This is a genomic window from Aneurinibacillus aneurinilyticus ATCC 12856, assembly GCF_000466385.1.
In the GTDB taxonomy this organism is placed as follows: domain Bacteria; phylum Bacillota; class Bacilli; order Aneurinibacillales; family Aneurinibacillaceae; genus Aneurinibacillus; species Aneurinibacillus aneurinilyticus.
The window spans coordinates 7,922-33,382 of record NZ_KE952679.1; the positions used below are offsets into that span (position 1 = coordinate 7,922).

Consider the following 25,461-nt stretch of genomic DNA (forward strand, 5'->3'; position numbering starts at 1 on the left):
CAAAAGTTTGTCGATTTATCAAACCGGATGTATACAGGCGTACCTTTTCTTCGCAGAAGGTACGCTTTTTTCATTTGATGGAAATCCATGTATACGATAGAAAAAACAGAAAATACTATAGAAGGATAGCTGGAAAGTAATGAGAGGGAGGTACAAGAGAGTGAATCAACTTACGATTAGGGAACTGATGATGATGGAAGATGAGCTGCGTGCAGAGCAGATTACGGGGAAGACATTAAACTGGTGTGCGTCCCAATGTCAAGATGCGTTTACCCGCGAACTGCTTGAGCGGATGGCGGAGCAGCACCAGTTGCGGATCGCTGAACTCTCCCAGTATTTTAACCGTACGGATCACGTACAGTAATCTGAACCAGAAAGGAGAAGGACGATGCCTAACAATATTGATGGACGTGGGCTAACAAATCGCGAAATGATGCAGCTGTGCCTGGAGCTTGAAAAAGGACGATGCCGAAGCATCGCAAACACGATGCTTGAGACAAGTCATGATGAACTGCGAGCCATTTACCAGCGCTGTTTGGAAACAGCTGTATCAAACCAGCAGCGTATCTTTATAACTATGCAGGAGAGCGGTTATTATGTCGTACCGCAGGCTACAGCAGATCAAATTGCCGAGGTGCAAGGGTTGCTGCAAAATAACCTGAATCCTGGAAGTCCTGCATCCTAATATTGAAAATAAAGAAAGGACCGTATACCATTAAATTTTACGGTTCTTTTTAATTTTTTCCAAACAGGAAAATCTAAGTGGGAATGTAAAAAACTTGGCAGATAAGGTTAGAATGGAGACAATGGAGTGATTTTAGCAGAGGGCGGTGAACGATTTGTATCCAAAAGGGCCTTTACGCTTAATGTATCGTTTGTACCGGTATATTTTTCCTGCCGTTCGTATGGAAGTGGAACGCTGGCGTGAGCGGGCAGAACGAATTCCTGATGCGGAGCTACGCAAGCAGGCTTTAGATAGTATTCATAACAAGCTGTTTCATTGTGAAGGTGGAGCGGTGTATGCCTCCGCCCATATGGAACATAAAGATTCGCTTATTCGGCTTATTGTAGCCTACCAGACGATAAGCGATTATTTGGATAATCTGTGTGATCGCTCCACTTCACTTGGGGCGGAGAATTTCGAGCGACTGCACCAGGCGATGCTGGATGCGGTGTCTGGCACATTCTCTCAGACGGATTACTATGAATTCAATAAAGAAAAGAATGACGGAGGCTATTTAAAATCGCTTGTTTTTACCTGTCATGAGGAAATAAAAAAACTTCCCGGTTACTCGATTGTACGGAATGATGTCTATGAATTAGCTTCGCTGTATTGCAATCTGCAAGTACATAAGCATGTAATTAAAGAACAAAGGGAGAAACGACTGCTGGCATGGTGGAAGGAGCACAGACAGAAAGCGCCGGAGTTAGCCTGGAACGAATTTGCCGCTGCCGCTGGCTCCACTCTTGGGGTGTTCCATTTGTTTCAATTGGCATCATCTCCGAATGTTTCGCGAGAACGGATTCAACTTATGAGAAAAGCCTATTTTCCATGGATATGCTCCCTTCACATTTTGTTGGACTATTTAATCGATTTAGAAGAAGATGAGGTCGGCGGAGATTTGAATTTTATTGCCTACTATGATAGTGAGCAAGCAATTTACGAACGTATTCACTACATTGTGCAGGAAGCAAAGGAACATATCAGGTCGCTTCCAGACCGCAAGTTTCACAGCATGATTGTAGACGGGCTTCTCGGGCTGTATTTGTCTGACGGCAAGGTGCAGCGCCAGCCGATGGTTAAGCGTGTTGCTGGCTTGATTATCCGCTCTTCATCGTTTCCTACCCGGTTCTTCTTTTTCAATAGTCGTGGCTATCGCGGAAGCAAAGCGGTCCTGCAAGCGCCCCCAACTGGTGAATAAGCCGGTTTTCTTTACGGGAAAAATAAGGTATGATGAGATTTGTTACCAGATAAGATATAGACAAGGGAACGAGTGAGAAAGAAATATGATAGTGACTACACGGCACGAAGCACCGCCCGAGGTACAGGAACAAGCCCGAACATTTGCCTGTAAATTCGGCGTGCGGTTCGTAGAACGAAAAAAAATGTCTATTGCCCGGCTGCATGAGATGAGTGATTACATCCTCGTCGTGACTGATAATGGTCTTCGAGCATACAGCAAAGGTACGTCGGAGCCATTTTTCTTTCATCCGGGTATGGCGATGCTTCGTATAAAAAGGCTGCTGAACGGCGATACTGACGTAATGGTTCAGGCATGCGGATTGCGTAAAGGCGATTCATTTCTTGATTGTACGCTTGGTCTTGCGGCTGATTCCATAGTCGCATCTTTTGTTGTGGGTGCGGAAGGGCGTATCGTAGGGCTTGAATCGGAGCGTATTCCGGGCATTATTGTTGAAGAAGGGTTGAAGAGGTATGAAAGTCCTTTGCAGGAAGCACAGGAAGCGATGCGGCGCATTGAAGTAGTACCCATGCATCATTTGACTTTTTTGCGGCAATGTGAAAATAATAGTTTTGATATCGTCTATTTTGATCCGATGTTTTTTCAGGCGATTGTGACATCGGAGAGCATTGCTCCGCTTCGTCCGTTTGCCAATTATGAATCGCTCTCGCTTGCGGCTATAGAAGAAGCAAAGCGGGTGGCCCGCCGGCGTATCGTGATGAAAAATCATCGGGAGAGCCCGGATTTTGAGAACTTTGGATTCATGCGTTTCAAAAAGATGGAACGGGCCTTTACATATGGTATTATTGAGGTCGGAGGCGAAGCGGAATGAGTGGGCAAAAGGAAAAGGTACTTGCGATCGTCGGCCCGACCTCAGTAGGAAAGACCGCGCTTAGTCTGGAATTGGGACGGCGGTTTGCGGGAGAGATTATCTCCGGAGATTCCATGCAATTCTACCGTGGTATGGACATAGGTACAGCAAAAGCAACAGAGAGCGAACGATTGCTTGTTCCGCATCATTTGATCGATATACGTGATCCTGATGAAGAAATAACAGTCGCCGAGTTTCAGCAATTGTGCACTGAATGTATCGCTACTATTAATGGTCGCGGCAAGCTTCCCATGCTTGTGGGAGGGACCGGATTGTACGTGCAATCCGTGCTGTACGATTATAAATTCTCTACCGCGGGTGAAGATGAGGCGTATCGCGAAGAGTTGACTGTTTTTGCTGAGATACATGGAAGAGAAGCGCTGCATGCAAAGCTTTTGGACATTGATCCGGAAACAGCGGGGCGTCTGCATCCGAATGATGTAAAGCGGATTATCAGGGCGTTGGAAATTTATCATGTTACCGGGACACCAATGTCACAGTATCAGTCGCGGAGCGAAGAGTCACCATATGATTTGCTGCTTGTTGGGCTGAATATGGACCGAGCCCTTCTGTATGAGCGTATTAATCAGCGCGTGGATATCATGATCGCAGAAGGATTGATTGAAGAAGTAAAAAAGCTGATGGCACAAGGCTATGATGCATCGCTGCGTTCAATGCAGGCACTTGGTTATAAGGAAATAATCGCATACATTAATGGTGCTCTAGCATATGAGGAAGCTATTGAGCTTTTAAAGAAGCGAACCCGAAATTTTGCAAAGCGTCAGCTTACCTGGTTCCGCGCCATGAAAGACATCGTCTGGTTTGATGTAACCCCTGCGGCTGAAGGGGTACCTGTATCTACATATGAAGCAATTTATGAGACGGTGGCAGGAAAGTTCAGTTAAGCGACGAATATAATAAAAAAATTATAAAGATAAATATAGGAGGTATTACCATGGCAAATACCATTAACATTCAAGATACGTTTTTGAACCACCTGCGTAAGGAAAACGTACCTGTAACCATTTACCTTGTGAATGGATTCCAGTTGCGCGGACTTGTAAAAGCATTCGACAACTTCACTGTTGTGATTGATACGGAAGGAAAGCAGCAGCTGGTATACAAGCATGCCATTTCTACCTTCTTGCCACAACGACCGGTTTCTTTAATGCCTGACAGCGAGTGATCGCTTGAAATAAGGCAGCCTGCCGGACAGCATATTTGCTGTCCGGCTTTTTTGTTTTTTCTACACAAAAAAATTTTTATGAGCAGTTAATAATGTTGTTTTAGCCGCTATAATTAAGGGTGTATGGGGGAGTGATATATGCCTATTTAACGAGGTGAAGATGCTGTTTTTGTCGTAATGTAGTAGTAGGGGGAGATGCATATGCGGGTTAGGTTTTTGGATGAAGACGGGGATGAGTATGTAATTGAATTAGCCGACGTGGAGGAGTTCTTGTCCACGTTGCGTAACTCTCGCAGCATCGCATTTAAGCATAGTTGGTATCATGTCGGGGATATTATGCAGGTGGAACAAGAGATTATCGTATCACTTATCGATAAGGCAGTAATGGGGAGATAGAGAATATTTTTCTATGGTTAACCCGGCGGATTGCCGGGTATTTTTTATTTGACTTTACTTGCACAAATGCATTACATTATTTATTGTTGCGTTCAGCCACAGTATCCCTTCCTGTATATAGAGAGTTGGCCATAATGCATGTGTTTGATAGATAAGAGAGAATGGATTCTCCTCTTTTGTCTGCGCAAAAGAGGTTTTTTTGTATGAAGATAAGCACAATCGTTTGCAAGGAGGGAAAGCGTTGATCTCAGTCCGCAATCTGGAGAAAGTGTACGGCAGCGGAACGAATGCAGTGCACGCGATTAAAAACGCAAATTTTGAAATCGAAAAAGGCGAAATTTTCGGGGTCATCGGATTTAGCGGTGCCGGTAAAAGTTCACTGATTCGTTGCATCAATTTGCTTGAACGTCCATCATCGGGCGAAGTAGTCATAAACGGCACGGATTTGACCAAGCTCTCCTCAGGAGAGCTGCGCAAGGCCCGCCGCAAAATCGGCATGATTTTCCAACATTTTAACCTGCTTTCATCTGCCACGGTATTCGACAATGTGGCTGCGCCGCTTAAGCTGAATAAAGCGCCTAAAGAAGTTATTCAAAGGAAAGTGAATGAACTGCTTGAAGTGGTTGGTTTATCCAAGCGGGCGCAGGCTTACCCATCGCAATTATCCGGCGGTCAAAAGCAGCGGGTGGCGATTGCACGAGCCCTTGCGAATGATCCAGAGATTCTGCTATGCGATGAAGCGACATCCGCTCTTGATCCACAGACTACGGAGTCGATTCTTGATTTGCTGCTCGATATTAATCGAAAATACAATCTTACCATTATGCTTATTACCCATGAAATGCATGTGGTGAAAAAGATTTGTGATCGGGTAGCTGTAATGGAAGAAGGGAATATTGTCGAGATGGGATCTGTGCTAGAGATTTTTTCTAGCCCAAGAACAGCAACAACCAAAAACTTTATTCGTAATATTTTTGACGATCAATTGCCGCCGGGATTTCTTGAGCGTGTCCAACATGCACCAGGTAGTCGGATTGTGCGCCTTACATTTATTGGTGAAAGTACAGGGCATCCGGTATTGGCGGAGTTGACAGAGAAATTCCACCTGAGGCCGAATATTTTAATCGGTAATATTACACAAATAAAGGAAACGACATTCGGCTATCTTGTTATTTCGCTGAGTGGAGAGGCCACAGTGCTTGATGAAGCGTTGGAGCATGTGGCAGAGAGGGGAATACGTGCGGAGGTGATTCATCATGTTTAACGGTATGGATCCGCATTGGGATTTATATTTGCCTGCACTGCAGGAAACGTTGTATATGGTCGGATGGTCGATTTTCTTAGGCACCATTATTGGAATTCCGCTTGGTGTTCTACTCGTGATTACACGGCCGGGTCATATTTTTGAACAGCCGGTTTTTTACCAGATTACGAGTACAATTATTAATATTATCCGCTCAGTACCGTTTATCATTCTGCTGTTCGCCCTGATTCCGTTTACTAAACTGCTTATCGGCACCTTCATTGGTGTAGAGGGTGCTATCGTGCCGCTGGTTGTGTATGTAGCGCCTTATATCGCACGCTTAATGGAATCAGCTTTGCTGGAAGTAGACCCTGGACTTATTGAAGCGTTCCAGGCGATGGGCGCTACTCGCCGTCAGATTATTTTTAATGTGATGCTTAAAGAATCACGTCCTGCCCTTGTACTGTCGCTTACCATTGCGGTTATCGGCTTGATTGATGCTACTGCCATGGCCGGTATTATTGGTGCAGGCGGTCTGGGGAACCTGGCATACCGGTACGGTTTCCAGCGCTGGGAAACGCTCGTCATGATTATAACGGTTATTGTTTTAATCGTATTGGTACAGTTGCTGCAAACAGCGGGTAACCGGATTGCACGTTCGCTGCGTAAAGACTAGAAGCTTATTATGAAGAAATAGAGAGCCGAGAATAGGGGAGAGACAGCAGAATGAAAGCATTGAGATTTCAGCCTTCAGAGGCGATGAATCGCCTACCGGCCCAATTTTTTTCTGGACTGACAGAAAAAGTGCAAAAACAGGTAGAAGCGGGATACGATGTAATCAATCTGGGACAGGGGAATCCGGATAAACCTACCCCTTCCCATATTGTCACTGCACTTCAGCGGGAGGCGGAAAATCCGCTGAATCATAAATACCCGCCGTTCCAGGGACGTCAGGAGCTAAAGGAGGCCATCGCACATTGGTATGAACAGGAGCGCGGTGTACGGCTGAATCCAGACACAGAAGTTGCCATTTTGTTCGGTGGTAAAGCAGGCCTGGTTGAGCTAAGTAACATTTTTCTTAATCCAGGCGATGTTTGCCTTGTGCCAGACCCTGGCTATCCAGATTACTGGTCCGGTGTTGCTATGGCAGGCGGTGTAATGGAAATGATGCCGCTGCGTGAAGAAAACGATTTTCTTCCGGACTTTACGCAAATTGCCCCAGATGTGGCACGGCGGGCGAAAATGATGTTCCTTAACTATCCGAACAATCCAACAGGTGCAGTGGCTACGCATGCATTCATTGAAGAAGCGGTAAAATTTTGCCGTAACAATGAAATTTTGCTGATTCATGATTATGCCTACGGCGCGATTGGATTTGACGGCGTAATCCCCCCTAGTTTTCTGTCTCATCCGGATGCGAAAAATGTTGGTATTGAGGTCTATACACTGTCCAAGTCATACAATATGGCGGGATGGCGTGTTGGTTTTGTCCTTGGGAACACTGAGGTTGTACGGTTGGTTAATCTGTATCAGGATCATTATTTTGTAAGCTTGTTCGGTGCTGTTCAGATGGCCTCTGTTGAGGCATTGACCGCATCGCAGCAATGCGTTTATGATTTATGTGCGATGTATGAATCACGCCGTAATACGTTATATAATGCTTTGCATAGGATCGGATGGCAAGCGCAGCCGACTCCGGGTTCTTTTTTTGCCTGGCTTCCGATACCTGCCGGTTATACCTCCTCTTCATTTGCGGATGTTTTGCTGAATAAAGCGCAGGTAGCAGTGGCACCGGGCATCGGCTTTGGCGAACAAGGCGAGGGCTACGTACGCGTCGGCCTGCTTGTTGAGGAAGCGCGTCTTGAAGAGGCGGTAGAACGGATTCATCAATTACATTTTTTCGGATAAAGTAAAACCTCAATCAATGGACGGACTTACTGCACCTCAGATGTGGGATAAAAGAAAAGAGCCTCGGTATGGAGGCTCTTTTGTCATAATTAGTTAGTGTACATTTCCCGTGTCTTTTGTCTGCTGTTTCTGTATCTCTGCTGCCTCGTCTACCTTACAATCCCCACAAATCCAATGCTTGCCCACTTCCTGACCCTGATTTGTCTTTCCGCATGTTTCGCACGTAATCATTGTCATTCCTCCTGAGGGTGATTTTGAGGTACTTATATTTTACAATAGTTTGGTTAAAATTGAAACGCAGACTATTTTTCTGCGTATAAAATAATATGAAAAAAGCAGAAAGCCAAGGGGGATATCCTTATGAATGCGAAACCGGCTTGCATTATTATCCATGGGAGTACATTTTTTGCACCCATTCTTGTACCATTGCTGTTTTATTTTTTATCTGATCAGGCATATATAAAAGAAAAAGCGATGGAGGCGCTGTTATTCCATATTTTAATGGGGGTAGCGATTGCGATTTCCTCATTCTTGATGATTGTCCTGATTGGTTTTGTTCTGGTACCGATTTTTTCGATTATTGCCATCTACTATCCAATTAAAGGAATTATTCGGGCATTGCAGGAAAAACCGTTCCAATATCCGATTGTACACAGTTGGGTTCGGTAAGGTAAACAGTGAAAATGAATAAAAGACGCGGGCTTTGCTCTTACGCATCCCGCGTCTTTTATTTATTAAAAGAGACCAACATGAAATCTAACAAAAAGTTATGTTATAGCTCTAGGAGCACAAAATACTCCTGTGTTATTGTTATAGAAGTACATTTAAAAATCAATCCGCAATTTTACACGGAAGGATATCTTTTCTAATGGTAAGCGAATTTTTTATCAATTTGGTTATTATGCTCTTTTTCCTATTTATAGGGCAACAATGCGTTAAAAATGATGATATAAACGCTGCTTCACCCATTCGGAAACGAACGGTTCTTGGCGTGGTATATGGGGTGATAGGGACGGTATTGGTCGGTTTCTATGCGTGGAAGATCGGACCGTTTTACATTGATTTAAGACATATCCCTGTAATGCTGGCAGCCCTATATGGTGGCTGGATGCCTGCTTTGCTTGCAGCTTTCGTCATCGGAATAGTAGAACATCTATTTACCGGATTTGGCAGCGGAGAGTTTCTTGTTTTTTTACAGTTAATTGTAACTGCTCTGATTTGCGGACTCTTCTCGAAGCTGCGCCAGCCTGATAGGATAAAATATGGCATGATGATAGTGTATGTTTATATACAAAATGTAATCATATTTGCTATTCTGACTAATGAAACATCTATTTTAAAACAAATTATTTTAGTATACGGATTTATTTTTACGATTGGCTCCATTGTTGCATTCCAATTTGTGCAGTATTTGCTGCAATCGGACAGAAGGTTTCGGCTTCTCCAAGCATCAAGGCGGGAGCTACTGGATACGATACAGGAGCATCAGGGATATATCTTTAAGTTTAGAAAGAAAAACAAAAAGTATAATCATATTCTTTATGGAGGACAATTGCCTAATCGTATTGGAATTGCTCCAGAAGAGGTGATAAACCAAAACGCTGTAGCAGTTGTCAACGAAGGAGGCAGCCAGAAGACGATTGTCTGCTATGAGGAGGCATGGAAAGGAAATGAGGTTACGTACGAGCTGGCGTATCCAGATAGAGAAAAAACATGTCTGGTCATGTTGAGACCGATTCAAAAACAAGGAAGGGTAGTGGAAGTTGTGGGTTCGGTTGTTGATATTACGGACAAAAAAGCTGCTCAAAAGGAATTGAAAGCAAGTGAAGCAAAGTACAGGTTGATTATGGAAAATACATTGGACTTAATTGCGCTATGGGATAAGAATGGAAGAATAACCTATGTTTCTCCTTCACATAACGTTTGTCTCGGATACGATAGCGAATATTTGCAAGGGCAGCTAAAGACGGAGATTTTCCATCCGGACGATGTGAAAAGCATAGTGGAACAAGTAAAAAAACTTCTTATCACAAGGGAGCCTTTTACTCTGGAATACCGGGTCCGCCATGCGGAAGGATACTGGCTGACGCTTGAGGCGACGACGATGCCTGTGCTTAACGAAGAGAAGGAAGTGACCAATTTCGTTGTAATTGCTCGTGATGTGACAGAGCGTAAGCAAGCGGAAGAGCGCTTGCGCTCTACGGAGAAGCTCTTAGCGGTAGGAGAGCTGGCAGCTGGAGTCGCCCATGAAATTCGCAATCCATTAACCACATTGAAGGGATTTGTTCAGTTCATGCGGGAGGGGCACAGGGATGATACGTACTTTACCCTCATGGAATCTGAGCTGGAGCGGATTGAATTGATTACGAACGAGTTTTTGCTTCTGGCAAAGCCGCAGGCTTATGAATTAAAACCGTTAAAAGTGGATGTGTTAATGGAAAGTGTAGCCGCATTGCTGATAGCGCAGGCGAATTTGTTTGGCATTGAACTTAAAATGAAATTCGAACGAAACCTGCCTACTATCATGTGCGAAGAGAATCTTTTGAAACAAGTATTTGTGAATTTGATTAAAAATGCGATTGAAGCGATGCCGGATGGAGGAGAAATTGTAATTGAAGTAAAGCGTTCAGAAGATAAAGCTATCCGCATTCTCGTGCATGATCAGGGGTGTGGAATTGAAGCGGAGCGTATTTCAAGGCTTGGAGAGCCGTTCTATAGTCTAAAAGAAAAAGGAACCGGATTGGGGTTAATGGTATGCTTCAAAATCATTAAAGAGCATCACGGCTCCATTCGTTTTAGTAGTGAAGTAGGAAAAGGGACGACAGTCGAGATTGCTTTGCCAATTAGGGAACAATGAGGCAAATGATGAACTTATAAGAAAATCGGCAGGATTTTCTATTTTGTTGGTCGAAGTTTATACTATCATTGCAAAAATCGAGGTGCAAGGCAGTGCAATATGAGGAGATTCGAGCGTATTGTCTGGACAAACAAGGGGCGATGGAAACGTTTCCGTTTGGAGACGATGTGGCAGTAATGAAGATTGGGAACAAAATGTTTGCGTTGCTATCCCACCGAGATGGTATATCGCATATCAGCTTAAAATGTGAACCTGATGTAAGTGAAGTGCTGCGCGAACAATATGCTGCGATAAAGCCCGGCTATCATTTGAACAAGCGGCATTGGAATACGGTGGAGCTAGACGAAACCATACCGGCAGAAGAGATAATCGGCATGGTGGATCGTTCGTACAACCTTGTTTTTAAAAGCTTGAAAAAAGCGGAACGTGAGGCTATTTCCGCGTTCAAGTGTTACAGGTAAAAATTATGTAAAAAGCGGATTAATGGCGAAAATATAATGGATTTATAAGAGGAATTTTAACACGCCTCCATATTTTGAAAATGGGCTTCTATGACTTCTTTCTTGTGCATATACATATAAAGGTTTGAATGAAGAAGTGGAGGGATAGCCGATGTACCTGGGTGTGTTTGACATGAAAGAAAGGCTTGAACAGATGCGTAAGCTGCTAAAAGAGAAACGACGCCTTCAGGAGCTGCTGGAGTATGATATTCAGGATATTGAGCGTGATATTGAAATGCTCCAAAAACAGCTGGAGACTGCGGAACGCAGCCTTTCTGTGTAAGCGCATGAATGGACGTTTGTCCTCCTTCCTCCCTGTCCGGCTGCTGTGTACGATATAGGAGAAGCGCGCAGGCAAAGAGGGTGAAACGGTAACCAAAAAAGAATTGAAACGGTTTGCGAGGCAGAATCCGGAATTTATGACATGGGGAGCGTTTTCGGTAAAATCAGGGCTTTGCACGGATATGCGAAAAACCTCAAAAGATAATCCTTTTGAGGTTTTTTGTTGGATGCGCAATGTCCTAAAATTATTGTTTAATTTTTTTCGTAAATCGTTTAAAATGAACATGGATTCACGGAAAAATATACTGTTTTGTGCGCAAAATGAAACTATTTTTTATGATGTATCGTAGAATCTAAAGTGTTAGATCATGGCAAAGATACAGGAGAAGAAGGGGAGATATCAGGGTGAAAGTAGCTGAATGGTCGGTAAAAAAGCCGATCACCATTGTAATGCTGATCGTGGCAGTAGTCCTGTTCGGTATTATTTCTCTGCCGAAGTTGAAGGTAGATTTGTTGCCGGAGATGAACATACCCGTAGCGGTTGTCGCAACCAGTTATGAAGGAGCGGCACCAGAGGAGGTGGAGAACCTTATTACCAAACCGATGGAAGGAGTCATCGGAACAGTTAGCAATATCAAGAAGATTCGCTCGGTTTCCATTAACGGCGCGTCCCAGATTATCGCCGAATTTAACTGGGGTACTGATATGGATCAGGCGGCGCTGGACATGCGTGAAAAAGTGGACCTTGTACGTGGAGGGTTGCCTAAAAGTGCAGGTTCGCCGCGGGTAATAAAGATAGACCCGAACAGCACGCCGATTATATCGCTCGCGCTGTCAGGACCGATGGATGTCGTTGAACTGAATAAGGTCGCGAAAGATTTGATAAAGTCCCGCATTGAACGGGTGGATGGCGTTGCCTCTGTAGGGATTACCGGAGGGAAAACACGCGAGATTCAGTTAACGATTAATCCGAATGCGCTCAATACATACGGATTAACTGTTGAGCAGATTACGCAAAGCCTAAGCGCACGCAACCTGTCCGGTACGGCTGGAAGCGTAACAGAAGGCGATCGCAACGTTAGTATTAAAGTCACAGGAGAATTTGATAACCCACAGGATATTGGGACTACACCGATTGCGTTACCGCAGGGAGGAACCATTCAATTGGCGGATCTGCTAACGGTAACAGACGGTTATAAGAAAGTTACTCAGATAGCAACGGTAAATAACCAGCCAAGCCTGGGGATTAGTGTAACGAAAGCATCAGGTGCCAATACGGTTGAAGTAGCCAATAAGGTTATGAAGGAGCTGGAGGCACTTAAGCCGCAATTACCGCAGGGCATGAAGCTGGACACCATTATGGATACTTCCGTGTTCATTAAAGATTCCATCTCCACAGTTGCGGAGCACGCCCTTGTAGGTGGTCTATTCGCGGTAGTTATTTTATACTTGTTCCTACATAGCTTTCGTTCGATGCTCGTTGTGGCGATTGTTATTCCGATTTCTGTCGTCGCTACGTTCGCTCTTATGTATTTCGGCGGACAGACGATTAACCTGATTTCACTGGCTGGTCTGACGCTCGGACTTGGTTCACTGGTAGACTTTGCCGTCGTTGTGCTGGAGAGTATTTATCGAAAGCGACAGGCTGGACTTGATGTTACGCTTGCCTCGATTGTCGGGGCAAAAGAGGTAGGCACTGCCGTTATGGCGTCGGCACTGGCGCAAATTTGCGTATTCTTGCCGATCGTGTTCGTAGAAGGTTTAGCTGCGCAGTTGTTTGGACCGTTAGCATTGACTGTTGTGTTCTCGCATATTGCAGCGTTGCTTGCCTCGATTACGCTTGTGCCGATGATGGCTTCGAAGCTATTGAAGGAACCTCCGCGCGAGGAAGAGGATTATCTGCGCTCTGACAAAAAGACGCCGATGGTTTTGTTCCAAAAAGGCTTTTATCGCGTAAGTAAAGCATACGGACGCTTGATTAGCTGGGCTATTTCTCACCGTAAAACTGTCATACTCTCAACGATTATCGCAATGGTTGTCGCTATCGGTGTGTTTGCTTCCCCATTGATCGGTAAAGAATTTTTAAGCTCGTTCGATCAGGGAGACGTAACGGTGAGCGTCAAGCTTCCTCCAGGTTCTAAATTAGAAGAAACAGAAAAGATTGTGCATCAAGTAGAGAAGTTCGTTAATAAAATTCCGGAAAAAAGTATTGTTTATACAACAATCGGAAGCTCGGGCGGACCAGATGTTATCCAGACACAGACGACTCACATGGGGTCCATTCAGTTGAAGCTTGTACCGAAGGACGAACGCAAGCGTTCAACAGCTCAGGTTGTAGAAGAAATTCGTGCGAAAGTTAAAGACATTCCAGGGGCGGAGATTAAGGCGGAAGCGGCTGATTCGAGCGGGGTGTCCAGTGGAAAACCGATTGCTATTTCGATTCGCGGCGATGATTTAAGCGTACTTGCCGATATTAGCAATACGATTAAAAATATCGTCAAAGAAGTAGACGGCACACGTAATGTGGAGACATCGCTACAGAATGAAACCGAACAATTTACATTGAAGGTAGACAGTAATCTGGCAGCACAATATGGCGTTACGGCTAGCCAGATAATGAGTGCTGTACGCACCGCGTTTGATGGCCAGGTTGCTACACAGTACCGGACAGGGGACGATGAGATTGATATCCGCGTTAAGTTTCCGGAAAACTTTAAATCCGAGATGAATAATATCGAAGGACTGATGATGTCCACCCAGACCGGGGCTCAAGTTGCCGTTGGACAGGTGGCGAAAATTTCAAAAGAAGGCATTCCGCAGCAAATTAGCCGGACAAATCAGACGCGCGAAGTTAGCGTAAACGGCGATATTACAGGACGACCTCTGAATGTGGTTAATCAGGAGATTGACGCCAAGCTTGCCCAGTTAAAGCTGCCGGACGGCTACTTCATTGATAAAGGCGGTCAGGCGGAAGATATGGCCGAATCGTTCTCAAGCCTGGGTATAGCCCTTATTCTTGCCATTGCGCTCGTATATATGGTTATGGCAAGCCAATTTGAGTCACTGTTCTATCCGTTTGTCATTATGTTTTCCATTCCGCCAACGTTTATCGGGGTCGTTATCGGCTTGCTGGTGACCGGATATTCGCTGAACGTATCGGCGTTGATGGGTTGCATTTTGCTGGTTGGTATCGTTGTAAACAATGCGATCGTATTGATTGACTATATTAATACACTACGTGCGGAAGGTATGGAACGGGATGAAGCGGTTAAGAAGGCGGGACCGGTACGATTGCGTCCGATTCTGATGACGACACTTACTACGGTGCTTGCGATTTTACCTCTCGCCTTTGGTGGCGGAGAAGGATCAGAATCGCAGGCTCCAATGGCCATTGTTGTCGCATTCGGTCTGACGTTCTCTACTTTGGTTACCCTTGTGCTTGTACCTGTGGTGTATACTTTATTTGATGATAGGATTCAGAAACGGAGAAAGCGTCGGATGGAACGCCGCGAAAAGAGAAGACAGCGCAGAGAGAAGAAAACAGGAGGAGAATCGTTTAATGCGTAAGATAGTAATAGGAATGACTGTTGCCGGCCTTGTGGCAACGAGCGTCGTTGTAGCGGGATGTGGCGCGGGTGGAAGCCAGGAAGCATCGGCGCCTGTACAGGCTCAAACGGTACCTGTAGAAGTAGAGCCGGTTCTCAATGGAACGCTTGATAAAGGTCGAACACTTACAGGTACGACCCAGCCATCGCAAGTGGTCAATGTTGTGTCAAAAGTGAGCGCCAAAGTGACCTCGCTTCCGGTAAAGGTCGGACAAAAAGTGAATGCGGGCGACGTATTGTTTCGCCTTGACGATAAAGAGCTGCGCGATACGGTAGCTCAGTCACAGGAGAAAGTGGCGCTCGCTCGCGCTTCGCTGGCCCAGACGCAGGCTCAGACGAGAAGCGGAGTTAATTCTGCGGAGTCCGGAGTCAACCAGGCCAACAGTGCATTGGCACAGGCGAATAGCTCATATGAACAAGCGCAAAACAGCATTACGAATGCATACAATGATATGGGGCAGGCGAATGCACAGTTGGAAAAAGCCCAGCAGGGATATGAGGATGCAAAAACGAATGCCGAACGAATGGAAATGTTGTTCAAGCAAGGCGCAACAACAAAGAAAGAGCTTGAGCAAGCACAAACACTGCTGAAGAATGCTCAAATCGCCATTCAGGAAGCGCAAATCCAGCAGAAGAAAGCGGATGTGTCATTAAAGAATGCAGAAGCGTCGAAGCGCAGTGCAGAAGAATCTCGTAAGAACGCACAGTCCTCGCTTGCCACTGCCAAGAAACAGGTGCAAAACGCCGGTGGATCAGAAAGCATAGAAGTGGCACGTAAGCAGCTTGCGCAAGAGGAGTTGAACTTGCGAATCGCGCGCGATAATTTGAATAATGCAGTCGTTGTGGCACCCATCTCCGGAACGATAGGCACGATCAATGGGGAAATAGGTGACTTCTCGTCCCCGCAAAGTCCATTTATGGTACTGGCTAATCTTGATCCGATGAAAGTCATCATCAATGCGCCGGAAAATCTTATCGGTCTGTTTGCGATGAATCAGACGGTCGGAATCGAAATACCGTCCTTGAAACACAAAACAAATGGTAAAATTGTCAGCATCAGTCCGCTGAATCAGCAGTCGAAAGGGTATCCGGTAACCGTGGAGGTACCGAATCCTGAGGGGATCATCAAAGGCGGCATGGCGATCCAGGTGAATGTGGCTTCACCTACGGCCAAGCAGGGTCTTATCATTCCAACAAGCGCGATTCTAACAGAAGAAAATAAACCGTATGTTTATGTAGCGCAAGGAGACAAGCCGGTGCGTAAACCGATTACCATAGTTGAGCAGAATAGTGAGCGCACGATGGTGACCGGCTTGCAACAGGGAGAGAAAGTCATCTTTAAAGGCCAGTCGCTCATAGGAGAGGACGTAAAAATCGCCATAAAAAAATAAAAACCAGTAAATATTCGTTTAGAAACGAACACTCCTGTCCATCCTGTGAAAGAGAGTTCTACACAGGAGGGCAGGAGTTATGAAAAAAGCGTTTGGATATGTGCTGGTGTTGTTGATTGCAACGGGAATTTCCGGCTGCCAGGAACGAGCGTCAGATAAACTGCCGGATGAAGCTACGAAAAGTCAGGAAGTCATCGCCCAGTCACCGTCGCTTGCGGTGTCGCACTCCATTGAAGGCAATACAGTATTCTTAACGTTTTTGACACAAAACTTCATGTATGCACCGGAGGGTCAGTCTGAAATAGAGCCGGGTGAAGGATACGTGAACGTATGGGTAGACAACAAGCTGACCCGAGCGTACAATAATACGCTTGAAGTGCCGAATCTGACGCCTGGACCCCACTCGTTTGCGGTCGAGTTGGTACGCAACAACCATAAACCGTACCCTAACACGAAAATTTCATTTACGATTCAAATTAAATAGTTGCAGTCGAAGAGAAAACTACAGCCGTTCCGGTTGGGAAATGGCTCCATCATCAAGTCAACCTATTTTCAATATAAGATTTATAAAAGGCAACGAAGAATGTCATATCATCTTTCGTTGCCTTTTCATTACACTATTTTACAAGTAAAATAGTCAAAAAATATAAAATATATTGACTATTAGAATGTTGTTAAGGTATGATAAGAGAAACCAAAATGCTGCAAACGGAGTTGCCTATGAATCGGACAGGAAAATCGATAGGAGATTTGAAGCAAGCATTGAGTCGTGAGTACAATCAGGTAAATAAACACCTGTTTGATGCTGGTGTACGCAAGCAGCAGGTTGATTGTATTGGTAACAAAATCGTATTCACTACGCTGCATAAGCGCGTATATGCAATGAGGACAATCGATGGAAGGAATAGGGATCTGACCCGAACCCTGGATGTTATGCTTATCGATGAATTTAAACAGCATCTGCGTAAGCATTTCACCGCAACGTTCGGATTTTCTATCGTATCGATTTTCAAAGATTATGATCCGCATACGGAACTTGCAGTGACAGTCATTATTTTGGAAGAGGATGTAGAAGTATATCTATAGACGGGCCGAATGAACTCGAAGCCGAGAGCAGGACAGCCGTCAGTATTTCTGTGCACGAAGATCAACGTGCGGATTACTGACGGCTGTTTTTTATTTGCTAAACACAAGAAGGAGGAGAGCATATGGCGACAGTACGAGACGTTGTAAAAGCATTGGATGATATCACTGGGGGACGGGTGCAGTGCCGCCCTGAAGACGTCACGATGGACAAGCATCCGTTCGTAATAATGAAATCGTCCGGCATTCCCGGAAAAGAAGTCGTCGAGACACCGGGATTGGTGTATGGGGATCCGAGTTGGCAGGTACGCCGTCTGGCGGTGGCGATGACAATGTCAGAGCAGGATATTGAACTGGCACAGGCAATGGGAGTAGATGCGATTATTGCACATCATCCGCTGGCGGATGCAGCCAGCTCGGGTGGTGTAACGTTGAAGCATTATCTTGACTTATACGGCATTGCCGCGTTAGAGCTGCATGAAGCGTTTCATGGGCTTCATCCAGGTATTCCTACTCTGCACGGGCATAAGGTGCATCATGTAAATACGCATTTTGCCGACCTGGAGGGAAATGTGCTGTATGCGGGCACTGCATTGCCGGAAGTCAAGACGATGGGGGATATCTTACTGCGTTTGTCTAATTATATGGGCTATGAGCAGGAAGATCGACTGCTGGAAGGTGAACAGATAGTTTATGATTCTCCATTATTGAAAGAAAGTGGTCATGCTACCCGGGCGAAAATTGTGCTTGGAGATAGAAAAAGTTCCGTGCACCATATTCTGCATATTTTTCCGCATACAGGGTTTACTGCGGAGCATCTTCGTCAGGCTGTGCGCCTGTTTCCCGACACAGATACGATTATTGCTTCCATTAGCCGGATGCGTCCGGGCCATCCGTTAATTCGGACAGCAGGGGAGTTGGGATTAAATATGCTGTTTGGCAATTCGCATGCATTGGAGATTTTTGAAAATGGATTGCCGCTTGCCTATGCATTGGATAGCCTGCTTCCTGAGGTGGAGATCGTCGTATTCCGTGAACGGGTCGTAGCGATGCCGCTACATGCGGCAGGCTGTGCAGCTATTCGTACGTATGGTCAGCAGATGGCGTTCTCGCATCTGATCAAGAAGATACCTGTATAAATCACATACATTCCATGTGATGAATTAAAGGAGGAAATCGCATGTCCAAGCCAGCGGAACAATTGCGTGAGGTTGTCGATTTGTCAACAGGGGCCGAGAAAGCGGGGAAGCAGACGGGAAGAAGTAATCGCATTGGATTGCTGTCAGTTGCCTTACTGGGAATTATTTTTATTATTAGTCCCGAAATCATTGGCAATGCATTTACCAGCATGCTGGATAAAGTGAAGCCGATTGTTGTCGATATATTTTTGATGGGGAATGTAGGCGTATCGATTATACTTAGCGTTATGGTTGGACGTGCGTTGGAAAGAATGGGATTTACCGATGCGCTTATTCGTCTATTCATTCCGCTAGCGAACAGAATGAAAATCAATCCTGCGGTCGTCATTCCTGGTGTCTACAATATTCTTGGCGACATTAACGCCGCGGGGCGAATCGGAGGCCCAATTATGAAACAAGCAGGCGCAACGCGGGACGAGCAGTGCATTGCCATTGCGACAATGGTACAATCACAGCAGTCGTTTTCCTGTTTTATGCTTGGTCTCATCGCGCTATCGCTTGCAGGTATTAATGCCTTTCCTGTTGTGCTCTGTGCAGTGTTTGTCCCGCTCGTAATCGTACCATTCGTACTTAGTAGAACGGTATATCGGAATACAAGAGCGGTAGCATTGAAGGATCTGCCCAGCTTTACACCCCAAACACCGCCATTCCAGACCATTTTTCAGGGGGCGCGTGAAGGAGCTGAATTGCTGTTTCTGCTTGTTATTCCGGCGATTGCTGTTATTTACAGTTTAATCGGCTTGCTGGATTATGCAGGTGTATGGAAACCGTTTGAACAATCATTATCCGGATTTCTTAGTTTAGTCGGCGTTCATCCGAAAACGGGAATTACAGCAATTATGGCATCGCCCACGCTGGCGATGGGACAACTTCAGGAAATTGCCGCAAGCATTGACCCGCGATTGGTCGTTGGCGCATTCGTACTGGCAGCATCCGGTCTTCCTCTCTCCGATGTGCTTGACCAAATTCCGGCTATTTGGTCCACCAACTCGGATGTAACTGCTCGGGAAGCGTTAACAGCCGCCATCATCGGAATTATGATGCGTTTTATTACTGTGGCGATTATTGCTTTTGGACTCACTCCCTTGCTCGTATAGTCTGTCAGTCTAACGAAAAAACCAGGCTCGTACTGAGCCTGGTTTTTCCATACCTTAATCCTTATCCTTTGAACATTTGTACGAACATTTTGCCATATGGTCCGCCATCTACAATACCGATTCCTACTTCAGTAAAAGCGGAATTCAGAATATTTCTGCGGTGTCCGTCAGAATTCATGAGAGACGTATGGGCCCCCTGTACAGAGGAATTACCCGCAATGTTTTCACCTGCTGTACGGTATTGCACTCCGTAGCGCTTCATCATGTCAAATGGAGAGCCGTATGTCGGTGATTGATGACTGAAGTAGTTCTTATCAATCATATCTTTCGCCTTTAGGCGGGCTAGCTTTTGTAGCTCCATGTTAACCTTCAGCGGGGCGAGGCCCTGCTTTGCGCGTTCCTGATTGACAAGGTCAAACATCTGTTTCTCGTCTGCTGTTAAACCTTCCGTTGTCGGCTTGCTTGCTACAGGTGCTTGAGCTTGAGTAGGAGCTGGCTTTTGCGCTGGTTTTGTTGCTGGTTTTTGTTGTTCTACCACAGGCTTCTGTTCTTGTTGAAGATTAGGCTTAATTCCTGCTTGCTTGCATTGTTCTAGATACTGATTCACCAAGTTTTGCAGGTCAGCTTGTTTTATGTTGCCGTTTTGTGAAAAGAACGTAGCAACTTTCGGAGTAGGGCATTCATTTGCCGCATGTGTTACCGAGAAGCTGGCTCCTAGTAAAGATGTACATAGAACGGATGCTGCAATAATTTTCTTCATGTTGTCACTCCTGTTGTAAAAAATTCGACAAGTTGTCGTAACAGTTCACATAGTAACATATAATTCCGAGCAAAAAACATGGTAATGTTTTCAAACTGTTTACAGATAAACAAAATAACTCTGTATAAACAGAGTGTTTTGCATGTCAAATAAGATTCTGCAGGTTTCAAATAGACAAAATAAAATGACTGTTGACAAGGAAAGTGATTGCCTAGCTTTTCAGCGTGGTTTCAGATGTATTTTTACGTCTTCCCAGTTCTTTGACTCCTAATTTTCTCATTCGACACATACAGTAATAAAAATGAAAGAATGAAAGGCCTTTAGGAAGGAGAACGAAACGCTGAAGCGATTCGGGGTGAGAGAATGAAGACGACGGGTCAGACTACCACCGGCAATCAGATTAAGGTAGTGTTTCGAAACGAGGATCCCAGGCCGCAAAGCCGTGAGCAGATTATTAGTTCGCGTATGGAGAAATCACTTGAACGGGAGTCCGGCGCGTTAAAAGAATTGGAGAATCTGGTTGGACTTGATGAAGTCAAGAAGCTGGTGTATGAAATCTACGCGTTTTTAACGATCCGTAGACTTAGGGAAGAACAGGGTCTGCGTAATGCGCCGCATATGTTTCATATGGTGTTTCGCGGCAATCCGGGTACAGGCAAGACGACGGTGGCTCGCATTCTCGGCAAATTATTTAAAGATATGGGAGTGCTGGAGAAAGGGCATCTTGTGGAAGTGGAGCGTGCCGATTTGGTTGGTGAATATATCGGTCATACTGCATCCAAGACGAGGGATATTATCAAAAAGGCGATCGGTGGCGTTTTATTTATTGATGAGGCATACTCACTTATACGGGGAGGAGAGAAGGATTTCGGAAAGGAATGCATCGATACGCTAATTAAAAGTCTGGAAGATGATCGTAAGCAGTTGATTGTCATTCTGGCCGGTTATAACGAAGAAATGGACTCGTTTCTCGCATCTAACCCAGGTCTGCCGTCCAGATTTCCAATTAAACTCGATTTTCCCGACTATACGATTCAGCAATTGCTCGATATTGCGGATGCGATGTGTAAAGATCAGGTATACTATTTATCGCCCGAAGCTCGCCAACTGGTACGCAAGCAATTGACAAATGAGAGAGAGGACGGGATCGATCATTTTAGCAACGCACGTTTTGTAAGAAATATGATCGAGAAAGCGATTCGTCAGCAGGCGATCCGCATCGTAACCGACCATGCCGAGCATCAAGTAAACAGAGAGATGCTCATGGAGCTGAAGGCTGGAGATTTTGAGAAGGAATAAGCGTGAGCTACTCCCACTTAGCTCACGCTTCAAGTGGGAGCTGCGAGTTACTTTGTCCTAAGCATCATTTTATATGAATAAAGAAAACTTTATTGTATAATATATTCAGTGAAGTGATAACTGACTGAACATTCTATTATTTTCTTGTAGAGGAGGTACTGATGGGAGGCTATACTACAATTGCTTTTGATGTGAAGGACAATGTTGCAACGATTAAGCTTGACCGACAGGAAGCAGCCAACGCTGTGAATCTGGAGCTGGCTAAAGATTTGTTGCATGTCGCTTTACAGTGTGATGAATCATCTGAAGTACGAGCTGTGGTCATAACCGGTACCGGAAGTGTATTTAGTGTTGGAGGCGACTTGAAGAGTTTTGCTGAGCAAGGGAGCGATTTGCCTATTCATTTAAAGGAAGTAACTACATATCTACACGCGGCAATGTCCCGCTTTACTCGTATGGATGCTCCTGTAATTGCCGCAGTGAATGGTGTAGCTGCCGGGGCCGGAATGAGTATGGCTATTGCTGCTGACCTTGTGATTGCTGCTGAGTCATCCCGCTTTACGATGGCCTATACTAGAGTTGGTTTAACTCCTGATGGCTCTGCGAGCTACTTTTTGCCCCGCATTGTTGGATTAAAGCGTGCTCTTGAACTTACATTAACGAATCGGGTGCTTTCGGCTCAAGAGGCATATGAGTTAGGAATTGCAACCCACATTGTACCCGATACCGAAGTGCTTACTCAGGCACATATGATGGCAGCAAAGCTGGCGCATGGGCCAAGAACGGCTTTCGGTGCAGCTAAACGCCTGCTCCATAGTGGATGGAATCAAACATTGGAAACTCAAATGGAAAACGAGGCTCAAACCCTAGCAAAAATGGCTCAAACAAGAGAAGGCATTGAAGGAATTAAGGCTTTTCTGGAGAAAAGACCGCCTAATTTTAAAAGGTAATTGGAAGTTTTATCGCTTCATGTTTCAGCGAGCAGGCACTGTAGAGCCGGCTGTTCATTATACCGACAACAGCTCAAGTTACTGAAAATAGGGACAAGATCATAGCTGTTCAATCCAATTTTACGCAGCCAGGGATCAAGCCGCGGTCACTGACAGATAGGCTTAGCCCCTTTAATGGCATCGCCGGAACGGCCCATAAAAACGAATATAGCCAAAAAACATTCTCCTAAACGGTAATAAAGCGCCTATTCCCCTCTTTTTACATGAGCTTCACGTTGTAATCCAAACTTTTGGACGGAGCACCACCATACAGCGTAAGGCGTCCTGTCTCCATTGTCACCTGTATTCCCTATATTTTTCTCTTTTCTTCGTAAACTCTGGGGATGTAACTAATGGTTTTTCCTCGTATTCAAAGAAAGCTATAGGATGATTTAGCGTGCTGATCCATGTTCCAATCGGTAGAAGAGCTAAACGGAAAGGAAGGGAACGTCCAATGAACAAAGCAGAGCGCCTTAAGACGAATGTTGCAGGTGATTTTTATGTAAATTCAGCCTGCATTAACTGTGATACGTGTCGTCAGCTTGCGCCGAGTGTGTTTGCAGAAGTAGGCCGTTACTCGGCGGTGGCTCGTCAGCCAAAGAACAGGGAAGAGAAGCGACGGGCACTTTATGCTTTGCTGGCCTGTCCAACGGGTGCCATTGGAAGCGATGATAAAAGCGATATATCGGAAGCGATGGCAGCGTTTCCCCTTCAGTTGGCTGAGCAGGTATACTACTGTGGCTATACTTCACGTGAATCGTTTGGTGCAAGCAGCTATTTTCTTATGCATCCGGACGGTAATTGGCTAATCGATGCGCCGCGATACGTACCTTCGTTTGCGAAAAAGCTAGAGGAAATGGGAGGGGTACGCTATATTTTTTTAACTCATGAGGATGATGTTGCCGATGCGAAACGATATGCCCTTCATTTTGGTGCGGAACGGATTATTCATAAGCTGGAACAAGAAGCACAGCCGGATGCTGAACACATTATCGAAAGTACAGAAGCGCTAGAATGGAAGCCGGGCTTTCGTATTATTCCTGTTCCGGGCCATACGATAGGGCATATTGTGCTACTGTATGACAATACGTTTCTTTTTACCGGCGATCATCTGTCATGGGATCGGGATAAGGGAAAGCTGGACGGTCATAAGAACCATTGCTGGTACTCATGGAGAAGGCAGGGAGAGTCAATGGCCCGGCTAATTAAGGAAGAGTTCGAATGGGTGCTGCCGGGTCATGGAGACCGAGTGCATCTGCCACGGGAGCAGATGAAGGAAGCACTGCAGATGTTAGTTAAGGAAATGAAAGAAGAGAACCTATAATATTAAGGCGAAGCGGTTTGAACAGCCGTTCCGCCTTGTTGTTTGTATATTACCTGACTGTTTATTTGACCAGAGGAAGAGTATCAGCAGCCAGCGTGGCCAATTTTTGGTTAGCTTTTTTAGTCTGTTCTATTCCTTCCATTGCTTTAACTGCATCGGAGTTCTGCATACCGATAAGCTGTAGCCCCAATCCATTTCGGTATTCCATAAGAATCGCTTCATACGTTTGTTTTTGTTTATGCAGGAGTGGGTCATCGAACTGAAGTTCATTGTGCACGGTATTCCATACATACAGAATCTCCTGCCTGGCTGTTTCAATGCTTTCCTGTGCTTCAATAAACTCATCATTATGCTGCATTTCTGCAAGAATAAGCTGCAGTTCCTTCTCGATTGCTTGTGCTTTAATGATGGAGTCAGTGAGGGCTTTAAGATATGCTTCATCACGAGAGCCAGGCGGTGGAAGTGACGGCGTGGAAGAATACAGTAAATTTGATGTTCCAGCAGCTTGCTGTTGGCCTGTCTCTTCGATGGCATCTGTTTTTCGAAATTCGCATCCACTTATAATCAATAAGAGAGTGGCAAGGAGCATCAAGGCCAGTACAAATCTATATATTTTCAAGTGAATGTCCACCTCCTGTTTTCAATATATGAGCCCGTCCATTCAAATAGGATATAAACAATTTATTTAGTTAATCTCAAGGGTGTTGATTATCCAGTAAGTTTCAGAGTAAGCTGTCACCACACCGTGCCCCAAACGGGCGGCGGTTCGGCCCTGGCGCCACAAAGCGGCCGTGCCTCTTCCTTGTGAGAAAAAGACGAGGGAACACGCCGACGCGTGCATCTTTTCTTTCACCTTATGGATAATCAACAGGCGTGGTTAATCTTTTTAATTTTTGAAACTGCTATCCGCTAAATTTCGTATGTAAAGGTATAAAATTCCATGCTGGGAAAGGAGGAAGGGGGATGCTTGAGCTTTATTGGATTTGTCTTATCATTGGTGTTGTTTTTGCACTGGTTACGGTCTTGCTTGGCGAGCTTATCGATAGCGCACTGGATGGATTGCTTGACTTTTTGCACCTGGACTTCGGGCATGTACTGCGTCCGTTAGTCCTTATCGGAGGATTGGTTGGATTTGGCGGCGCTGGCGTCGTAATGACACAAGTACTGTTTCTGGCGCAAATCGTAGTGCTTGGTATCTCGCTTATCATCGGGTTCATTTTCGCGGTTCTTATGTATGTAGTTTTCATTAAACCGATGCAGAAAGCAGAGAACACGAGCGGATTTTCCATTCGGGATTTAATCGGATATCCTGGGGAGGTCATTACGCCTATTCCAGCCAATGGGTGTGGGGAGGTGCTACTTAAGATAGGGGCTGGCCATACCAATCAAATTGCCGAGAGCGTAACACAAAGTGAGATTCCGAACGGGGTGCGAATCGTAGTCGTTGATGTGGGAAAGGACGGCACGCTATATGTAACCCCGTTTGATGAAAGTTAGCAAAGGAGGAGTA

The 25,461-nt window shown here is 45.3% G+C and carries 27 protein-coding genes; 24 read left to right on the forward strand and 3 right to left on the reverse strand.

Annotated features, from left to right (window positions below):
- The first annotated feature begins 160 nt into the window (after positions 1 to 160).
- The 10 genes from HMPREF0083_RS02480 to HMPREF0083_RS02525 all read left to right on the forward strand — a co-directional run bounded on the left by HMPREF0083_RS02480 (position 161) and on the right by HMPREF0083_RS02525 (position 7,565).
- Positions 161 to 364, forward strand: a complete 204-nt coding sequence (locus tag HMPREF0083_RS02480) for a hypothetical protein (RefSeq protein WP_040301234.1) — start codon at positions 161 to 163, stop codon at positions 362 to 364.
- Positions 365 to 388: 24 nt separating this feature from the next.
- Positions 389 to 685, forward strand: a complete 297-nt coding sequence (locus tag HMPREF0083_RS02485; RefSeq protein ID WP_021619398.1) for a spore coat protein — start codon at positions 389 to 391, stop codon at positions 683 to 685.
- A gap of 145 nt (positions 686 to 830) precedes the next feature.
- The gene (locus HMPREF0083_RS02490; protein WP_327848972.1) at positions 831 to 1,922 is read left to right on the forward strand and encodes a tetraprenyl-beta-curcumene synthase family protein; all 1,092 of its coding nucleotides are present in this window, start codon (positions 831 to 833) and stop codon (positions 1,920 to 1,922) included.
- Between the two features lie 85 nt (positions 1,923 to 2,007).
- Positions 2,008 to 2,793 (forward strand): class I SAM-dependent methyltransferase, encoded by a 786-nt coding sequence (locus tag HMPREF0083_RS02495; RefSeq protein ID WP_021619400.1) that lies wholly within the window; start codon positions 2,008 to 2,010, stop codon positions 2,791 to 2,793.
- Positions 2,790 to 3,737: a tRNA (adenosine(37)-N6)-dimethylallyltransferase MiaA gene (gene miaA, locus HMPREF0083_RS02500; protein WP_021619401.1), complete on the forward strand. Its 948-nt coding sequence runs from the start codon at positions 2,790 to 2,792 to the stop codon at positions 3,735 to 3,737. Before HMPREF0083_RS02495 ends, miaA begins: the two co-directional genes overlap by 4 nt.
- A gap of 50 nt (positions 3,738 to 3,787) precedes the next feature.
- Positions 3,788 to 4,018, forward strand: coding sequence for an RNA chaperone Hfq (gene hfq / locus HMPREF0083_RS02505; RefSeq protein ID WP_021619402.1), 231 nt, complete (start codon positions 3,788 to 3,790; stop codon positions 4,016 to 4,018).
- Positions 4,019 to 4,219: 201 nt separating this feature from the next.
- Complete coding sequence (locus HMPREF0083_RS02510; protein WP_040301236.1) at positions 4,220 to 4,414, forward strand: hypothetical protein; 195 nt, start codon at positions 4,220 to 4,222, stop codon at positions 4,412 to 4,414.
- Between the two features lie 241 nt (positions 4,415 to 4,655).
- Complete coding sequence (locus HMPREF0083_RS02515) at positions 4,656 to 5,678, forward strand: methionine ABC transporter ATP-binding protein (protein WP_040301246.1); 1,023 nt, start codon at positions 4,656 to 4,658, stop codon at positions 5,676 to 5,678.
- A complete protein-coding gene (locus tag HMPREF0083_RS02520) occupies positions 5,671 to 6,333 on the forward strand; it encodes a methionine ABC transporter permease (protein ID WP_021619406.1) in 663 nt (220 codons plus the stop codon). Before HMPREF0083_RS02515 ends, HMPREF0083_RS02520 begins: the two co-directional genes overlap by 8 nt.
- 59 nt (positions 6,334 to 6,392) lie before the next feature.
- The gene (locus HMPREF0083_RS02525) at positions 6,393 to 7,565 is read left to right on the forward strand and encodes a pyridoxal phosphate-dependent aminotransferase (protein WP_040301247.1); all 1,173 of its coding nucleotides are present in this window, start codon (positions 6,393 to 6,395) and stop codon (positions 7,563 to 7,565) included.
- 93 nt (positions 7,566 to 7,658) lie between these two features.
- On the opposite strand, the gene HMPREF0083_RS27785 is transcribed toward HMPREF0083_RS02525, so the two are convergent.
- Positions 7,659 to 7,796 (reverse strand): hypothetical protein, encoded by a 138-nt coding sequence (locus tag HMPREF0083_RS27785; RefSeq protein WP_155847222.1) that lies wholly within the window; start codon positions 7,794 to 7,796, stop codon positions 7,659 to 7,661.
- Positions 7,797 to 7,925: 129 nt separating this feature from the next.
- Here HMPREF0083_RS27785 and HMPREF0083_RS02530 point away from each other — a divergent pair, with 129 nt between their 5' ends.
- The 10 genes from HMPREF0083_RS02530 to HMPREF0083_RS02575 all read left to right on the forward strand — a co-directional run bounded on the left by HMPREF0083_RS02530 (position 7,926) and on the right by HMPREF0083_RS02575 (position 19,579).
- Entirely contained in the window at positions 7,926 to 8,234 is a 309-nt protein-coding gene (locus tag HMPREF0083_RS02530; RefSeq protein WP_021619409.1) for a DUF4870 domain-containing protein, read from the forward strand.
- A 199-nt stretch (positions 8,235 to 8,433) separates the two neighbouring features.
- Positions 8,434 to 10,422 carry a PAS domain S-box protein gene (locus HMPREF0083_RS26075; RefSeq protein ID WP_021619411.1) on the forward strand — a complete coding sequence of 663 codons (1,989 nt, stop codon included), beginning with the start codon at positions 8,434 to 8,436 and terminating at the stop codon, positions 10,420 to 10,422.
- 92 nt (positions 10,423 to 10,514) lie between these two features.
- Entirely contained in the window at positions 10,515 to 10,883 is a 369-nt protein-coding gene (locus tag HMPREF0083_RS02540; RefSeq protein ID WP_021619413.1) for an MmcQ/YjbR family DNA-binding protein, read from the forward strand.
- 151 nt (positions 10,884 to 11,034) lie between these two features.
- On the forward strand, positions 11,035 to 11,205 hold the full coding sequence (locus HMPREF0083_RS28620) for a hypothetical protein (protein WP_021619414.1): 171 nt from the start codon (positions 11,035 to 11,037) through the stop codon (positions 11,203 to 11,205).
- A 404-nt stretch (positions 11,206 to 11,609) separates the two neighbouring features.
- Positions 11,610 to 14,771 carry an efflux RND transporter permease subunit gene (locus HMPREF0083_RS02550; protein WP_021619416.1) on the forward strand — a complete coding sequence of 1,054 codons (3,162 nt, stop codon included), beginning with the start codon at positions 11,610 to 11,612 and terminating at the stop codon, positions 14,769 to 14,771.
- Positions 14,764 to 16,200, forward strand: coding sequence for an efflux RND transporter periplasmic adaptor subunit (locus HMPREF0083_RS02555; protein WP_021619417.1), 1,437 nt, complete (start codon positions 14,764 to 14,766; stop codon positions 16,198 to 16,200). The genes HMPREF0083_RS02550 and HMPREF0083_RS02555 overlap by 8 nt, the downstream gene beginning before the upstream one ends.
- Positions 16,201 to 16,279: 79 nt before the next feature.
- Complete coding sequence (locus HMPREF0083_RS02560) at positions 16,280 to 16,684, forward strand: DUF6130 family protein (protein WP_021619418.1); 405 nt, start codon at positions 16,280 to 16,282, stop codon at positions 16,682 to 16,684.
- Between the two features lie 215 nt (positions 16,685 to 16,899).
- Positions 16,900 to 17,286, forward strand: a complete 387-nt coding sequence (locus HMPREF0083_RS02565) for a Na-translocating system protein MpsC family protein (protein WP_167331534.1) — start codon at positions 16,900 to 16,902, stop codon at positions 17,284 to 17,286.
- A 122-nt stretch (positions 17,287 to 17,408) separates the two neighbouring features.
- Positions 17,409 to 18,422 (forward strand): Nif3-like dinuclear metal center hexameric protein, encoded by a 1,014-nt coding sequence (locus HMPREF0083_RS02570; RefSeq protein ID WP_021619421.1) that lies wholly within the window; start codon positions 17,409 to 17,411, stop codon positions 18,420 to 18,422.
- A 41-nt stretch (positions 18,423 to 18,463) separates the two neighbouring features.
- Entirely contained in the window at positions 18,464 to 19,579 is a 1,116-nt protein-coding gene (locus tag HMPREF0083_RS02575; protein WP_021619422.1) for a hypothetical protein, read from the forward strand.
- 61 nt (positions 19,580 to 19,640) lie between these two features.
- Here HMPREF0083_RS02575 and HMPREF0083_RS26920 read toward each other — a convergent pair whose 3' ends face one another.
- Entirely contained in the window at positions 19,641 to 20,339 is a 699-nt protein-coding gene (locus HMPREF0083_RS26920; RefSeq protein ID WP_021619423.1) for a CAP domain-containing protein, read from the reverse strand.
- A 363-nt stretch (positions 20,340 to 20,702) separates the two neighbouring features.
- On the opposite strand from HMPREF0083_RS26920, the gene HMPREF0083_RS02585 reads away from it, so the two are divergent.
- From HMPREF0083_RS02585 to HMPREF0083_RS02595, 3 genes are all read left to right on the forward strand, one after another.
- Positions 20,703 to 21,638, forward strand: coding sequence for an AAA family ATPase (locus HMPREF0083_RS02585; protein WP_021619424.1), 936 nt, complete (start codon positions 20,703 to 20,705; stop codon positions 21,636 to 21,638).
- Between the two features lie 161 nt (positions 21,639 to 21,799).
- Positions 21,800 to 22,588 (forward strand): enoyl-CoA hydratase/isomerase family protein, encoded by a 789-nt coding sequence (locus HMPREF0083_RS02590; protein ID WP_021619425.1) that lies wholly within the window; start codon positions 21,800 to 21,802, stop codon positions 22,586 to 22,588.
- Between the two features lie 436 nt (positions 22,589 to 23,024).
- The gene (locus tag HMPREF0083_RS02595) at positions 23,025 to 23,951 is read left to right on the forward strand and encodes an MBL fold metallo-hydrolase (protein WP_021619426.1); all 927 of its coding nucleotides are present in this window, start codon (positions 23,025 to 23,027) and stop codon (positions 23,949 to 23,951) included.
- A gap of 61 nt (positions 23,952 to 24,012) precedes the next feature.
- Here the strand turns inward: HMPREF0083_RS02595 and HMPREF0083_RS02600 are convergent, their stop codons facing one another.
- On the reverse strand, positions 24,013 to 24,570 hold the full coding sequence (locus HMPREF0083_RS02600; protein ID WP_040301239.1) for a hypothetical protein: 558 nt from the start codon (positions 24,568 to 24,570) through the stop codon (positions 24,013 to 24,015).
- 344 nt (positions 24,571 to 24,914) lie between these two features.
- Between HMPREF0083_RS02600 and HMPREF0083_RS02605 the strand changes: the two genes are divergently transcribed.
- Positions 24,915 to 25,448: an NfeD family membrane protein gene (locus tag HMPREF0083_RS02605; protein ID WP_021619429.1), complete on the forward strand. Its 534-nt coding sequence runs from the start codon at positions 24,915 to 24,917 to the stop codon at positions 25,446 to 25,448.
- Positions 25,449 to 25,461: the final 13 nt, after the last annotated feature.

What these genes read in the sequence shown, in the direction of transcription:
- HMPREF0083_RS02485 (WP_021619398.1), top strand. Translation starts at nt 389, where the DNA reads ATGCCTAACAATATTGATGGACGTGGGCTAACAAATCGCGAAATGATG.
- HMPREF0083_RS02495 (WP_021619400.1), top strand. Translation starts at nt 2,008, where the DNA reads ATGATAGTGACTACACGGCACGAAGCACCGCCCGAGGTACAGGAACAA.
- miaA (WP_021619401.1), top strand. Translation starts at nt 2,790, where the DNA reads ATGAGTGGGCAAAAGGAAAAGGTACTTGCGATCGTCGGCCCGACCTCA.
- hfq (WP_021619402.1), top strand. Translation starts at nt 3,788, where the DNA reads ATGGCAAATACCATTAACATTCAAGATACGTTTTTGAACCACCTGCGT.
- HMPREF0083_RS02510 (WP_040301236.1), top strand. Translation starts at nt 4,220, where the DNA reads ATGCGGGTTAGGTTTTTGGATGAAGACGGGGATGAGTATGTAATTGAA.
- HMPREF0083_RS02520 (WP_021619406.1), top strand. Translation starts at nt 5,671, where the DNA reads ATGTTTAACGGTATGGATCCGCATTGGGATTTATATTTGCCTGCACTG.
- HMPREF0083_RS27785 (WP_155847222.1), bottom strand. Translation starts at nt 7,796, where the DNA reads ATGATTACGTGCGAAACATGCGGAAAGACAAATCAGGGTCAGGAAGTG.
- HMPREF0083_RS02530 (WP_021619409.1), top strand. Translation starts at nt 7,926, where the DNA reads ATGAATGCGAAACCGGCTTGCATTATTATCCATGGGAGTACATTTTTT.
- HMPREF0083_RS26075 (WP_021619411.1), top strand. Translation starts at nt 8,434, where the DNA reads ATGGTAAGCGAATTTTTTATCAATTTGGTTATTATGCTCTTTTTCCTA.
- HMPREF0083_RS28620 (WP_021619414.1), top strand. Translation starts at nt 11,035, where the DNA reads ATGTACCTGGGTGTGTTTGACATGAAAGAAAGGCTTGAACAGATGCGT.
- HMPREF0083_RS02555 (WP_021619417.1), top strand. Translation starts at nt 14,764, where the DNA reads ATGCGTAAGATAGTAATAGGAATGACTGTTGCCGGCCTTGTGGCAACG.
- HMPREF0083_RS02560 (WP_021619418.1), top strand. Translation starts at nt 16,280, where the DNA reads ATGAAAAAAGCGTTTGGATATGTGCTGGTGTTGTTGATTGCAACGGGA.
- HMPREF0083_RS02565 (WP_167331534.1), top strand. Translation starts at nt 16,900, where the DNA reads ATGCTGCAAACGGAGTTGCCTATGAATCGGACAGGAAAATCGATAGGA.
- HMPREF0083_RS02570 (WP_021619421.1), top strand. Translation starts at nt 17,409, where the DNA reads ATGGCGACAGTACGAGACGTTGTAAAAGCATTGGATGATATCACTGGG.
- HMPREF0083_RS02575 (WP_021619422.1), top strand. Translation starts at nt 18,464, where the DNA reads ATGTCCAAGCCAGCGGAACAATTGCGTGAGGTTGTCGATTTGTCAACA.
- HMPREF0083_RS26920 (WP_021619423.1), bottom strand. Translation starts at nt 20,339, where the DNA reads ATGAAGAAAATTATTGCAGCATCCGTTCTATGTACATCTTTACTAGGA.
- HMPREF0083_RS02585 (WP_021619424.1), top strand. Translation starts at nt 20,703, where the DNA reads ATGAAGACGACGGGTCAGACTACCACCGGCAATCAGATTAAGGTAGTG.
- HMPREF0083_RS02590 (WP_021619425.1), top strand. Translation starts at nt 21,800, where the DNA reads ATGGGAGGCTATACTACAATTGCTTTTGATGTGAAGGACAATGTTGCA.
- HMPREF0083_RS02605 (WP_021619429.1), top strand. Translation starts at nt 24,915, where the DNA reads ATGCTTGAGCTTTATTGGATTTGTCTTATCATTGGTGTTGTTTTTGCA.